This is a genomic window from Candidatus Tisiphia endosymbiont of Empis tessellata (genome assembly GCF_964031035.1).
GTDB lineage: Bacteria > Pseudomonadota > Alphaproteobacteria > Rickettsiales > Rickettsiaceae > Tisiphia.
Map to the genome: position 1 here is coordinate 1,297,325 of NZ_OZ034997.1, position 12,867 is coordinate 1,310,191.

The 12,867-nt window shown below is 32.1% G+C and carries 15 protein-coding genes; 8 read left to right on the forward strand and 7 right to left on the reverse strand.

The window, feature by feature from the left end; genetic code table 11:
• Nucleotides 1-91: 91 nt before the first annotated feature.
• The 8 genes from rpsU (at nucleotide 92) to AAHM86_RS06810 (ending at nucleotide 6,839) form a co-directional block, all read left to right on the forward strand.
• Complete coding sequence (gene rpsU / locus AAHM86_RS06775) at nucleotides 92-292, forward strand: 30S ribosomal protein S21 (RefSeq protein WP_341748434.1); 201 nt, start codon at nucleotides 92-94, stop codon at nucleotides 290-292.
• A 474-nt stretch (nucleotides 293-766) separates the two neighbouring features.
• The gene (locus tag AAHM86_RS06780; protein WP_342267752.1) at nucleotides 767-1,216 is read left to right on the forward strand and encodes a hypothetical protein; all 450 of its coding nucleotides are present in this window, start codon (nucleotides 767-769) and stop codon (nucleotides 1,214-1,216) included.
• A 50-nt stretch (nucleotides 1,217-1,266) separates the two neighbouring features.
• Nucleotides 1,267-2,004 (forward strand): hypothetical protein, encoded by a 738-nt coding sequence (locus tag AAHM86_RS06785; protein ID WP_342267753.1) that lies wholly within the window; start codon nucleotides 1,267-1,269, stop codon nucleotides 2,002-2,004.
• A 380-nt stretch (nucleotides 2,005-2,384) separates the two neighbouring features.
• Nucleotides 2,385-2,675, forward strand: coding sequence for a hypothetical protein (locus AAHM86_RS06790; RefSeq protein ID WP_342267754.1), 291 nt, complete (start codon nucleotides 2,385-2,387; stop codon nucleotides 2,673-2,675).
• 241 nt (nucleotides 2,676-2,916) lie between these two features.
• Nucleotides 2,917-3,531 carry a hypothetical protein gene (locus tag AAHM86_RS06795; protein ID WP_342267755.1) on the forward strand — a complete coding sequence of 205 codons (615 nt, stop codon included), beginning with the start codon at nucleotides 2,917-2,919 and terminating at the stop codon, nucleotides 3,529-3,531.
• A gap of 75 nt (nucleotides 3,532-3,606) precedes the next feature.
• The gene (locus AAHM86_RS06800) at nucleotides 3,607-4,260 is read left to right on the forward strand and encodes a hypothetical protein (RefSeq protein ID WP_342267756.1); all 654 of its coding nucleotides are present in this window, start codon (nucleotides 3,607-3,609) and stop codon (nucleotides 4,258-4,260) included.
• Nucleotides 4,261-4,446: 186 nt separating this feature from the next.
• The gene (locus AAHM86_RS06805; protein WP_342267757.1) at nucleotides 4,447-5,532 is read left to right on the forward strand and encodes a Sca4 family protein; all 1,086 of its coding nucleotides are present in this window, start codon (nucleotides 4,447-4,449) and stop codon (nucleotides 5,530-5,532) included.
• Nucleotides 5,533-5,642: 110 nt separating this feature from the next.
• Nucleotides 5,643-6,839, forward strand: a complete 1,197-nt coding sequence (locus AAHM86_RS06810) for an IS3 family transposase (protein ID WP_342267758.1) — start codon at nucleotides 5,643-5,645, stop codon at nucleotides 6,837-6,839.
• Between the two features lie 152 nt (nucleotides 6,840-6,991).
• Here AAHM86_RS06810 and AAHM86_RS06815 read toward each other — a convergent pair whose 3' ends face one another.
• The 7 genes from AAHM86_RS06815 to AAHM86_RS06845 all read right to left on the reverse strand — a co-directional run bounded on the left by AAHM86_RS06815 (nucleotide 6,992) and on the right by AAHM86_RS06845 (nucleotide 12,801).
• Nucleotides 6,992-8,236, reverse strand: coding sequence for an autotransporter outer membrane beta-barrel domain-containing protein (locus AAHM86_RS06815; protein WP_342267759.1), 1,245 nt, complete (start codon nucleotides 8,234-8,236; stop codon nucleotides 6,992-6,994).
• Nucleotides 8,237-8,241: 5 nt separating this feature from the next.
• Nucleotides 8,242-8,613 (reverse strand): hypothetical protein, encoded by a 372-nt coding sequence (locus AAHM86_RS06820; RefSeq protein WP_342267760.1) that lies wholly within the window; start codon nucleotides 8,611-8,613, stop codon nucleotides 8,242-8,244.
• A gap of 18 nt (nucleotides 8,614-8,631) precedes the next feature.
• The gene (locus tag AAHM86_RS06825; protein ID WP_342267695.1) at nucleotides 8,632-8,775 is read right to left on the reverse strand and encodes a transposase; all 144 of its coding nucleotides are present in this window, start codon (nucleotides 8,773-8,775) and stop codon (nucleotides 8,632-8,634) included.
• 36 nt (nucleotides 8,776-8,811) lie between these two features.
• On the reverse strand, nucleotides 8,812-8,994 hold the full coding sequence (locus tag AAHM86_RS06830; protein WP_342267761.1) for a hypothetical protein: 183 nt from the start codon (nucleotides 8,992-8,994) through the stop codon (nucleotides 8,812-8,814).
• A 163-nt stretch (nucleotides 8,995-9,157) separates the two neighbouring features.
• Nucleotides 9,158-10,072, reverse strand: a complete 915-nt coding sequence (locus AAHM86_RS06835) for a hypothetical protein (RefSeq protein WP_342267762.1) — start codon at nucleotides 10,070-10,072, stop codon at nucleotides 9,158-9,160.
• A gap of 24 nt (nucleotides 10,073-10,096) precedes the next feature.
• Nucleotides 10,097-10,735, reverse strand: coding sequence for a hypothetical protein (locus AAHM86_RS06840; protein WP_342267763.1), 639 nt, complete (start codon nucleotides 10,733-10,735; stop codon nucleotides 10,097-10,099).
• A 218-nt stretch (nucleotides 10,736-10,953) separates the two neighbouring features.
• The gene (locus AAHM86_RS06845; protein ID WP_342267764.1) at nucleotides 10,954-12,801 is read right to left on the reverse strand and encodes a PAS domain-containing sensor histidine kinase; all 1,848 of its coding nucleotides are present in this window, start codon (nucleotides 12,799-12,801) and stop codon (nucleotides 10,954-10,956) included.
• Nucleotides 12,802-12,867 lie beyond the last annotated feature (66 nt).

Genomic DNA, 12,867 nt, shown 5'->3' on the forward strand with positions numbered 1-12,867 from the left:
GCATCTTTTAATCTTGACATATAAGCTTAGTATATAGATAATGTTACTATCATTCAATAGTCTAGTTTATATTAAAAAGGGGGTAATTAAAGTGATACTAGTAAACGTTCATGCTGGGAATGGTGAGCAAGCAATTAAAAATTTGAAAAGAAAAATGCAAAGAGAGCTTGTGTTTCGTTCAATGAAAATGTCGCGTTTCTATGAACCCCCTTCAGTAAAACGTGTTCGTAAAGATCAAGAAACAGAAAGAAGAAAAAGAAAAGTTGCTCGTAAACAACTAATGGAAGGTTAATCGATCTTAAAACTATTATATCTGTGAAGCAGGGCAGTTTAAGAGTTGTGGAGAAACAACCAACGTTTATTAGCGAGAGGGGGGCATAAGACTTCCGAAGCAATCCACAAAAGTGATTAGAAATGGATTGCTTCGTCGGCTCGTGTCTTCTCGCAATGACGCACTAGTGTTTGGGTTAAGTCGGTGTATCAAATGATGTCATTGCGAGGAGACCTAAGGTCGACGAAGTAATCCAATATGTTGGCTTACCTATGCCTACTTGGATTGTTTCGTTGCTATAGTCAATTGATGAGAAGTTGGTGACGTCGTCACTCGTCGCTCTCCTATTATATTATAGGCGTCGCTCCATCGCTCCTAGCACCAAATCCTCCTGAATTGACTATACTAAAGTGACTCCTCGTTAATAGATAATGGTTGAGTAACTCCTCAGCAATAACATTTGGGTGACGACACAATTCTAAATTTGAAATATTTATGATTATTAGAACATATTTTTGCTACATTTTTTTTATAGTCTTAATAATATCATCTTTTATGATGCACATCCACGCAGCTGAAATAAAGAGTGCTAATTTGTATATTATAAGCGATAAAGCTTTTGTTGGGGATCGTAGTCAATTGCTAGGAGTAGCAAGAGAAAGCGAAAAATACTTTAAAAGCAAGTCTGTTATGCTGAATGTTGAGGAATACGATAAATCTCAATTAGAAACCGTTAAGGATCAAATTAGCAGTAACAAAAATCTTGCCATTATAGTTTCAGTTGGTTATTACGGCATAGAATCAATAACTAAATTAAAGTCAGATACTGAACTGGCAAAAAAGATTATCGCAGTACATCTTTCTCACCAACTATTAGATAATGACACTTTATCACACAAGCAACTTGTCCAAGAAAAACGTGATAATTTTTTGGTGCAGACATAATAGCATTGCCTAGCCATGCATTAGATAAGCAGAATACTAAGCTTGCTGGCGTGAATACTATACTTCTTACTACTAATGGGGTAGCTCATAATATGCAGGTCTCTGATATTGAATCAGAATATGGTGCATTTAAATCAATGTTCTCTTCCTTTGATAAATATTTAGCAGTGATTTTAGCAGGGGATGTACCAGAAAATGGTACATATCATTGCTACACAAATAAAGAAGCCGAGAAGTTAGCCGAATATGTTAGTAATCTTGCATTAAAAAATAATTATTTCGTATTAGTATCCAATGGACCGCGTACAGGAAAATATGATTGCCAAAACAATAAAGAGCTTAGTGTACATGAAAAAGATAGTATAATGGACACGGTGACATCAAGTTTCCAAAGGGTTTTACAAGAAAATCGAGTACCCTTTAAATTATTTGACTTTAAGAAAGGACAACCAAGTATGTATAAGGCTATTCTTGGAGCCGTTTTATATAACAAGCATAGTTTGATTATAGTACCAGGTGAGTCTACTTCTATGGTCTCGGAAACCGTAGATATGTTACCTGCTAAAACTGTTACGGTGTATTATAATTCCACAATGAACGAAACCCATAAAAGACATATAAAAAACGAGTTTAATGAAGGAAGAGTGTCAATTATTGATGAGAATATGCATCTTCATTTACCTAATAATATGCGAGCTAAGTATTATTCTGCTAGTGAGAATATAGCTAAGGGGATATATACTTTGTGGCATACTCGTACAGTTACTATCCCAAAGGTTATTAAATAGACCTGTCCCATACTTATCATCCTACTCTTACTATAGTGAAACCTATTGAATTAGGTGATACAAACTTTGTGTCATACCTGCGAAAGTAGGTATCTAGATTTCCGCTGCGGCTAGGAATGACAACTTACAACCCCTGCGAAAGTAGGGGGTCTAAAAAACTATTAAACATTTTTAGATTCCGCTACCTACGTAGGAATGACATCAAAGCTGTTTCATCAAACCTAGGTTAATTATATAAAGTGCGAAACTCCTGATAGAGAATTTTCAATAATCTAAAGATTTTACTTCTAAAAGTTGTTTTTAACAACTTTTGAAGTTATAGTTATACTCAAATAATTTTATAATATTAATTTAGATAATTTAAACTATGGGTAAATAAAATGTCATTACCAGAATCAGAAGAAATTTTATCCGTAATAAAACAACTTCAAGAAAAGGTGAAAACTGAACAGGGTATGTTTGAAGAAACTGATAAAGACCTTAAAGGTTTACAAAAAGATATTCAAGACAAGCAAAAAGCATTAGATACTCTAAGAGAGAATTTGCAGCAAGAAGATAATGATGCATCAGAATTGTTGAGAAAACTTTGGAAACAGCAGGAAAAAATAAAAGGACACCTAGCTGCTCAATCAGCAGACGCAAATAATACAAGCAGTTCAAGAACAAAATGAATTTATAGATTTAGAGTTAGAACTGATCAAGCAGCAATATGAAAATATTGCATTAAATCTTGAGATATGCCGAGAGTTTGAGCAGTTTTTACATGAAGATGGACAAGATACTTCTCATAGGAGCATTGAATACAAAGAGGCATTTGCTAAATTCCTTGAAGGAAGTGAATTACTTAAAGAAGATAACAAAAAAGAGTTACTTGAGAAAAATTCGCAGCTTATGGCCGAGCTTAATGCCAGTATGCAGAATTTAGAAAAAAGAGATAAAAATTTAATCGAGCAAAAAAAGGAGTTACAAAAGAAAGATTTAGCTGATAATTTGACAGTTGATGCTCAGCCAATACTACAAGAATTGTTTAAGGAACGGCAAGCGGAGATAGAAAAAGATATAAAAGCTATTTCAGAACAAGAGCCTATACTAGCAGAACAATATGAAAATATAATACTCCAGGAAAAAGAAATAAAGACAATCCAAGATGAAATAGATGCAAAGACTAAAATCATTGAACAAAGCAAGCAAAAAGAAGAGCAGTTGTTTGAAGAATTAAAGCAATTGGAACAAAAATCTTACCCCCCTCTATCCAGTGCAAAACAACAAGAAGGTTCAGTTAGCCAGTATTCTATATTACAAGAAAGAGCTAATGATGTTGAAGCGTCACTGAAACGTCAAATTGAGATTAATGAACTGATAAAACAGCAAAAAGAACTGACTAGTGTTGAAAAAGCAAGAGCAGATAATTTAGACCAGCAATTAATACAGCTACAATTGTCTACAAAGCAAGAAATACAAGCACATCAAAAATTAATAGATGACCTCCAAGACGAGATTATAGGTCTGAAAGGAGAAAAAGAGTAGAAACAATTTAGTATGCCTACTAATGAGAAAAATTGGGCAGATGAACTATAGGAGCTAAGTGAATCAGATGGATCTTTGTCAGATCAGATAGATAAGTTAACCAGTGAAAATGATAATTTAAGAGCTAAGTTAGAAGAGACAGAGAAAAATGCAAAAGAACAGCTAGTAGAACTTAGTGGAGCAAAAGATTTAGAGTATAGTAAAGCAAAAGAAAATTATGTAGCAGAATTGCAAGAGATAAATAAGGAATTATCAAAACTAAAATTAGAGCGGCAAGAAAGACAGGCAGAGCTACAAAAGACGAAAGAAGAATTAACCAGTACTAGTGAGAAATTGCTTGAAGCTGAAAGATTGCATGGAAAAGAAAGTGAGCAGGCTAAAGAATTACAAGATCAGCTAGGTGGGTTAACCAATGAGAATAATAGTTTAAAAACTCAGTTAGAAGAAATAGAAAATGAAAGAAAACAGTTAGAAACACTTAGTGGAAAAAAAGATTTAGAGTATAATTATTTAGAGGCAGAATATGAAAAACAACAGGCAGAGCTAAAGAAAATTCAAGAAGACCTAACGTTGGAGAAACTTATTTCTGATGAGCAATATGACCCAAATAAAAACTTTAAAACTCAGCTAAATAAAGTAACCGACGAGAATGAGGGGTTAAAATCTCAGTTAGAAAAAATAAAAAAAGATACAAAAAATCAGCTAGAAACACTTAGTGCAGCAGAATAATTAAAGTATAATGCTTTAGTAACAAAACAAAAAGGGGATATAGATAAACTTTGGGGGAGGTTAGAGGTCGCTCAGGAACATGCCCAAAGAATCCAAAAAGATGAACAGGCTAGGGTAACAGAGCTTAGAGATAAGGATGTTAGGATAGCTGCTCTTGAAAGCCAAAATGCCGCACTTCTAAGTCAATTGGAAAAGTTACAAATTAAGCCAGAAGCATACGAAGTTGGGATTCAAACGGATAAGATAGCTGGTAAGTCAATAGGTACGGAAACAGAGACTATTACTAAAGAGTTTAGAGCAGTTGATAGCCAAACAGATAATAGGCAAAAGTTGTATCAATCAGTAGGTACAGAGTATAGGCCAGTGATGGATAGTGGCGTGTCTGTAGATAAAGTATTAGTTCAGGATAAGACTAAGGGTAATGTTTATGACGATGATAAAATATTGCAAGATTTTAAGGAATTGTCAAGAGAGCAAGTTCAGCCAATTGTTAATAAATTTTCTTTGCAATCTACAAGTAGTTTTGCTCAATTTGCCCAAGAAAATGTTGGTAAATTATCCGAAGCATTTCGGGACTCAAATGTACTACGAGAGATAGAAAATATTGAACAAAGAGGCTATACAGATATTCATAAAAAATTTGCAGCTGAGTATAAAGATATTGCATGGCAAGAAAATATTATATCCCCAGAATCAGGTAAAAGCTTTAACTTGAAGCAAAACGGTAAGGATGTTGTGACAATAAATGAAACAACATTGAGTTATGATGTAAGTCATGATGACAAAAATGCTAAATATAAAACTAGAGAGGGAGAAGAAATTAAAAATGCTCGTATGGTAAATATACCGTTATCTATAGATATGCAGGGGGCGTGCCATATGTCTTTTGCAGTACAAGATACAAATGGACGTAATATTAGTAAAGAAGATGCTGTATATTTGACTGCTCACTATAAGAATGGCAAGTTGGTGCATCTGACCAAACCTACAGAAATATTTTCTTGTTCTGATGACAATAAGTCACCTTTATATTTGAAACGTAAGGGTAAAACTTATACTTTACCAGTAGATAAAAGAACTCTTGAGCAACTTGAGCAAGAAGTCCTTAAAAACAAAGGAGAATATGTAGGAATAGTTAAAAATGCCCAGGGTAATATTAGGGTAAATTCAGCTGCTGTTCACGGGTTGCAACCTGATTGTGTAACAGCTGACCCTCTTTTTAAGGATGCGTCTCTCAGCTATTACATGATGCTAATGCCACCCCTGCTCTAGATGGTTCTCTAGATATGAAAGGATATAATGGACTGAAGAAAATGGACAAAAAAATAGAGTTAAAAGTTTCCTAATTAAGATAAAATAATAAGAAAAAATTAGGAGAAAAAATGACAAAAGAAAAAGTAAGAGTTTTTAGTGCTGAAGAAAAAACTAGGATAGTATTAGAAGTGCTGAAAGAAGAGAGTCCATTATCAGTGATAGCATCAAAATATGAGATAAACTCCAAGACAATTAGTAATTGGAAAAAACAATTTATATCAAATGCAGCATTGGCTTTTGAACCAGCAAAACTGGTAAGTAAATATCAGGAACAAATTAATATGCTGAAAGAACAAAATGATGAATTAGCGAAAACTCTTGGAAAAACAATAGTAGAGAGAGATTGGGCTGTGGGAAAGCTACAAAGCTTGGACTTATCAAATAGAAAAGAACTTGTCGATTCCAAGCTAGCAATGTTACCAAAGACAAGGCAATATGAATTATTAAAGATTAATCGTTCTTCAATGTACTATAAAGCAAAACCATTTAGTGGGTATAACTTAAATATTTTAAATAAAATAGATGAAATATATACTGATAATCCTGAATTTGGTTATCGTTATATCCATAGACAATTATTAGAAGATGGCTTGGTTATTGGTAAGGATCGGGTTCTAAAATATATGAACATGATTGGCATAGAGGCTATTTATCCAAAGAGGAAAAAGTTAACATCTGGAAAAGATAAACAGCATAAAATTTATAGTTATTTGCTTGATAAATATTGGTCTAATCTAGGTACAAGTAAAACTGTAGATGTACCTAACGCTAACGAGGTTTGGAGCGGAGATATCACTTATGTTAGAACTAATTCGGGATTTATGTACATGGCGGCAATTATAGATTGGCATAGTAGAGCTGTGTTGAGTTATAAATTATCAAATAGTATGGACGTAAGTTTGGTAACTGAAGTATTGCGGGATGCACTTAACAAATATCCTGCACCGCAGATATTTAATAGTGATCAGGGCAGTCAATATACTAGTCATGAACACATTGAAATTTTACAAGAGCATAACATTAAAGTTTCGATGAATGGTAAAGGAAGAAGTATTGATAATATAATTATGGAGAGATTTTTCCGAACTTTAAAATATAATTGTATATTTATTAATGATTTTAAAGATGTTAAAGAGCTAAAGAGTGGTATTGATGATTACATCAATCACTATAATTATAGAAGATTCCATTCAAGTATTGGTTACAAAAAGCCTATGAATGTCTATCTAAATTCTATACAAAATTATGAACAAATTGCAGCTTGAAAAATGCAAAAATGGGAAACAACATTATTATTTTTTTGTCTTGATTTTTCAGTCCAGTATCGGACTTGCTCATAAAAAACCTAACCGAAATGTAGGTGGTAGTAGAAATCCTTAACGAAAGTTGCTAATTATGTAATAATTAGCAACTTATATTAAAATTTCACTGATCCATTAACATAGAAAGAGTGGGTAGTAAAACTTTTCTTTAAACTATAATCGTAACCAGCACCTAATTCAAGTGCTGATACAGATTGCATGTTTATACAACCTCCTAAAGTGTACATAACATTCTTTGGAGATGGTCTTAGAGATTTTGTGATAGCTACTGTTTGAGTATGGTGTTCTATGCTAGTAAAATTAATGATGTCGGTTGAATTATTTAGTAGAACAGTCTGATCTAGTTTAAAGTGTACCTTAGGAATAATTGAAATATTTCTTACTAAAATGCGTTTACTGAAATCAATTCCAGTTTCAAATGATACTCTTTTTCCTTTCCTAGTTGGTACATTAATATTAAAATCTTTCCTATATTCTGTAAAATTTTTGATTAGAAAACGATCAAATATTATTCCTACCATTGGTTTGAACAAAAATTTATCTAAATCAACTTTATAGTGAGTTTCAAGCTTCACACGTCCTACATAACCGTTAGTCTTGCTATTAATTGATATAGTATCTCTTTTCCCTAGATTTTTAATAAAGGCTTTACCATATTTAAGATAAGAACTCAGATACATATTTTGTGATAATGTATATTTGCTGTAAACTGCAGCTACATGTAAAATAATATTTTGTTTGTCATTAAAGATGCTTTGAAATTTAGTATATGAATTTGCATTAGCATATGCGATTCCTATAATAAGTTCATCAAGAGGCTGTGCATCAAAACCTAGAACGAAGCCTTGCTGATTATTTTTAAAGGGTAAAGTATTTCCTTTTTGTTTGCTAGTAGAGTTCATAACTTGAATCCACCCTCCTTTTTTAATATAATAATCATTATCCCCTGCCGCTACCATATTTACCGTATTATGTTTTAATAGATTATTTCGAGTACTTAAAGCGTTTGAAGTTAAATCCAAGTAATCAAATTCTATATATGTAGTATATTTTGCTATATTTTGTTCGATATCAAAATTAATAGGTGAGATATAAGATTCTTTTTCAGCTAATATTGTAGTTTCTGCAGAAATTTGGGGTTCAGCTGCAGTTGCAATAGGTTGAACATCAGCTACAAGCTGTTCATCTGCAGGATGTTCAGGCTCAGGAAGTTGCTCATTAGCTACAAGATGTTCATCCTTCTGAGGTTGATCATCAGCTACAAGACGTTTATCTGCATCATGTTCAGCCTCTTGGGCTTGATCATTAGTTACTATTGGTACATCCTCTTCTTTAAACAATTCTTCTAACCCAAGATTATCTTCATCAAATATATCATGTTCATCCTTCTGAGGTTGATCATTAGGTATACAGTATATATTTCATCTATTTTATTTAAAATATTTAAGTTATACCCACTAAATGGTTTTGCTTTATAGTACATTGAAGAACGATTAATCTTTAATAATTCATATTTCCTTGTCTTTGGTAACATTGCTAGCTTGGAATCGACAAGTTCTTTTCTATTTGATAAGTCCAAGCTTTGTAGCTTTCCCACAGCCCAATCTCTCTCTACTATTGTTTTTCCAAGAGTTTTCGCTAATTCATCATTTTGTTCTTTCAGCATATTAATTTGTTCCTGATATTTACTTACCAGTTTTGCTGGTTCAAAAGCCAATGCTGCATTTGATATAAATTATTTTTTCCAATTACTAATTGTCTTGGAGTTTATCTCATATTTTGATGCTATCACTGATAATGGACTCTCTTCTTTCAGCACTTCTAATACTATCCTAGTTTTTTCTTCAGCACTAAAAACTCTTACTTTTTCTTTTGTCATTTTTTCTCCTAATTTTTTCTTATTATTTTATCTTAATTAGGAAACTTTTAACTCTATTTTTTTGTCCATTTTCTTCAGTCCATTATAATCGTCTTCGATCGCTCGCCTATTATCTATAGGCTTCGTTCCATCATTCCTGCTATCCAATTCTTCTGAATTGACTATAGTTACTGGAGGTGTGGTTTTTGCAAGAGACTGAGATTCAGCTACTATTGACATAGTCTCTTGAGTTATTGGTAAGGGGGGAAACGTTACTATTGCTATTTCATCACTAGAATCAAGATTTGAAGCATCTGATGATCTTCTTGAATAATATTGTGGATCGAGTGGTGCTAATGAAGATGACCTTGAGAACCTTTTTAAGGGAATATCTATAAATGATTCATTCTTCAGAGTTGCTCCACTCTTCCTCTTCAGATTCTGGTATGCTGCTGTTATAAGAGAAAAATCCTTCGTCTAGTGATTGGGTTCGGGGGAGTTCGAGGCTAAACGTACGAGTAATAGTTTTCTTATCTTGATAATATTTAGGTTGTTCTGTTTCAACGCTATGTCTGCGAGTAATAATCTCCTTACATTGATTATTACCGTCATTTTCTGTTGCAAATTCTTGAAATTCGTTGTGTAAACTTTTAGTGTTTACTAGTGGTATAGCTTTATCGGTTAGCGTTTCATTATTAGGCTGAGTGGTATCTGATATTAGAGGCATAACAACAGAATCCTCTACTTGGTATGGTAATATCTCTGTTTGCATACTTAAGCTTGGATATGGAGGAGGGGCATTAAGAGATATATAAGGTGATTTTACTGGCATCAAACTATTAGAAGCTTGAGGTTGTGCTTTGATAATAGAAATAATGCATGCTGCCACATTCTTAAATTTCTTCTTTAGTAAAGTAGGTAATGAATTATTAGCCTCTTTACAATCTAACTTAGATTCAAAATATTTTTTTGTTTCCTCTAACTTGTAGATTTTATCTTCTTTTATATTGATAGCACTTGATAGTTTGTCGTAATGATCTTTTTCTTGGTTGAGTATTGACTCTTGCTGTTCTATGTTACTCATATCCTGTGCCAAATCTTCTAACTTTTGATTTACTTCCTTAAGATTAATATAGAGAGTTTCTTTTGTGTTATCATCGTACCTTAGGTCTTGTGGAGATATGTCTATTTTTTTTAAAATTTTAACTATACTTGAATGATCTGAAAAATTGTCTTCGTAAATACTTTCGGGTTTTGTGTTTACTACGTTATATTCGCTCCCTCCTTGTTTGTTGTTCTCATTCTTCAAATTATCCAAGTATACAGCATCTTGATATGAGGTTTATTCTAATTCTTTTTTTATTTTTGATAAAGATTCTTCCTTTTCTACCAAAGCCTTTCGTTCAGTGTCTGATTGAGCTTTATCATATTCTTTAGAATTTCTCTTTATTAGTTGTTTTATTGCGGTTAAACCTTTCTCCTTTATACCTTTCCGTGTTTCGTTATCTGATATTTTTTCTTCGATCATTTCTTTCTCTAAACTATAATCTCTATGTAAATCAAGTAATGTTAAATAATCTGCTTCTAGTAACTCAAGTGTTCCTAGATAATAATTGTTTTGTGAACCAAATTCTTTTTTCAACTCATTGTCATAATCCCCAAATTTGTCTATTATTTGTGAATTACGTGTTTGTTCTAGTCTTTTCAACTCATCACGAGCTTCATCAATAAGTTGCCAAGTTGTTTCTATTTCATTTTCAAAGTATTCTCTATTAATAGTTGGGTTTGGATGATGTAAATTTATTTGCTCATTTATTAATCCTGCTGCCAAAACATTAGATGTACCAAACCCTTGTAATAAAAAAAACAGAATAAACAAAAAAAGAAAAATTATGCACCTTGTTACTAAATATCTATTAGATATATATCTATTAAATCTATTAATAAGAAAATTATTTTGTAACTTGTTAAATAAAATCATTTTATTACCTATCAGTTAATTTATTTATTAAAGATTAATTAATGTTAATGCAATTGTCATAGAGAGGGAAAGTAAAAACTGTATTTATAATTTTATTTTTAAAGAACGATTTACTAATATATGATAAAAATCGCGATTGCAGATTAAGTATATTGTTATAAAGCATGACTTTAAATATGAGAGAGTCGCCAAGAAAGAGGTAAAGTAAGGAAAGAATATTAAGTGAAAATGTGATTTATCGACTTCGAATTATTGATCTTTAATTTTAATTCATCAAGGTTGAATGTTATGTTGACAATCGCTCCCCCCTCGTACTTGTTTGCTAACTCTAGTGTTGCACAATGATCTTGTGCTATTTTTTTGATAATGGCTAGCCCTAAACCAGTTCCTTTGGATCTAGTCGTTATATAGGCTTCTGTAGCCCTATCAATTAAATTTGCTTGGAATCCTACTCCATTGTCATTTACTGTAATAGTAATCTGATGGTTAGACTTGGTTATAGAAACAACAATAACACCTTGTTGAAATCTAGTAAGTCCTATAGATTCTTCGGCATTTTTTAATAAATTAACCATAATCTGATTAATTTGAGTTGTATCACAGATAAAATCTATGTATTGATCATTTGTGATGAATTTATATAATATTTTATCATTAATTAATTTTCGTGATTCAACCATATTCTTTATAAGAATTACTAGATCACAATCCATAAATATTGGGGCTGGTAGTCTTGCAAAATTAACAAATTCAGAGACAATTTTCTTAATATCGTCAGTATGACGTACAATCATCTGTATGTATTTGTTGAACTCTGTCTTATCTTCAACTTGATTACTAAATTTCCTAAGTAATCTTTCGGAGGCAAGACGAATAGGTGTCAAAGGATTCTTAATCTCGTGAGCTACTTTCCTTGCTACGTCAGACCAAGCAAGTGCACGCTGAGCTATAACTAGATCTCTTTGTTGATGGTCAATTTGTTTAATCATCCTATTAAAAGCTGAGGATAAAACGCTTATTTCATCTTTATTAACAAGGTCTTCTGGTACTTGAATAGTTAAGTCACCATTTTTAACCTTTTCAGTAGCAATCACTAATTTCCGAATAGGCTTTACTATCTTTGTAGCAAAAATCATCCCCCAGCTTATTGCAGCTAATAGCAGTAATAAAGCAATAAAAATAAATACTATAGAAAATTTGATCTGCATACTGGATATATGTTTTTTAAGACGATAATATTCTTCAGCTGCACCGTTAGTTTTATCAATATGATCAATAATTTTAGCATCAATCAATCTACCTACCAACAAATATATATCATTATGATCTTTAAGTTTTGTAAGCATTCGAATCTTTTTAGGATCAGATTTTATCTCAACAATTTCTCCTAGCTCAGCTCTTTTCATTAAATGAGCTGGAATAGTAGCAAATGAAATTGCGAAACTTAAGAATGTATTAGCAATAACAGTATTAGTAGGTCTATGAAAAACTATAGCTTCATCAAGAGAACGCATCTCAACTTCAGTATTTAATGCTTCATTAAATGAAAGGGGATTATGTATTAGATTATAATACATCTCAGTTAAATCATCAGCGACAGATAATGCTGTTTCTCGTAACTGCAGTTTATGTTCGTCTATATAAGATTCTGCGACTATTATCGACTGATCAAGCACAGCAGAAATCTTTTTATCGAACCAAGATTGAATACCAAAATTAAAAAAATATGCTGAAAACACTGAAACAATAATAGTTGGGATTGTAGCAATCAAACTAAAGGCAATAATGATACGATTTTGTAATTTCGAAGACGTCTCCCTTTCACCTTTATCAATAAAATCTCGTAAAAATTTACGAGCTAATAAAATGCCTAAAAGTAAGAATACAGCAAGATCTACTAATATAAGCCCTATAACTCTACTTGGGTCTGGACCAAGAGATTTAGACTCAATTGAAATCACATAATAAGTCGAGCAAGCCAATATAATGGCTACAATTATTAGAACAAATATTAATTTACCGCTACTACAATATTTTTTAAGATATCGATAAAAGTAATTCAACATTTTTATTATTCAAAATCATTTGAGTATGCTAGTTACAATTAATTTTCAAGCTATTATTATATCTAG

Excerpts from the sequence above, each read along its gene's own strand:
- AAHM86_RS06795 (WP_342267755.1), top strand. The coding sequence starts at position 2,917 with ATGCAGAATTTAGAAAAAAGAGATAAAAATTTAATCGAGCAAAAAAAG.
- AAHM86_RS06845 (WP_342267764.1), bottom strand. The coding sequence starts at position 12,801 with ATGTTGAATTACTTTTATCGATATCTTAAAAAATATTGTAGTAGCGGT.
- AAHM86_RS06825 (WP_342267695.1), bottom strand. The coding sequence starts at position 8,775 with ATGACAAAAGAAAAAGTAAGAGTTTTTAGTGCTGAAGAAAAAACTAGG.
- AAHM86_RS06840 (WP_342267763.1), bottom strand. The coding sequence starts at position 10,735 with ATGATTTTATTTAACAAGTTACAAAATAATTTTCTTATTAATAGATTT.
- AAHM86_RS06790 (WP_342267754.1), top strand. The coding sequence starts at position 2,385 with ATGTCATTACCAGAATCAGAAGAAATTTTATCCGTAATAAAACAACTT.
- AAHM86_RS06830 (WP_342267761.1), bottom strand. The coding sequence starts at position 8,994 with ATGTCAATAGTAGCTGAATCTCAGTCTCTTGCAAAAACCACACCTCCA.
- AAHM86_RS06810 (WP_342267758.1), top strand. The coding sequence starts at position 5,643 with ATGACAAAAGAAAAAGTAAGAGTTTTTAGTGCTGAAGAAAAAACTAGG.
- AAHM86_RS06780 (WP_342267752.1), top strand. The coding sequence starts at position 767 with ATGATTATTAGAACATATTTTTGCTACATTTTTTTTATAGTCTTAATA.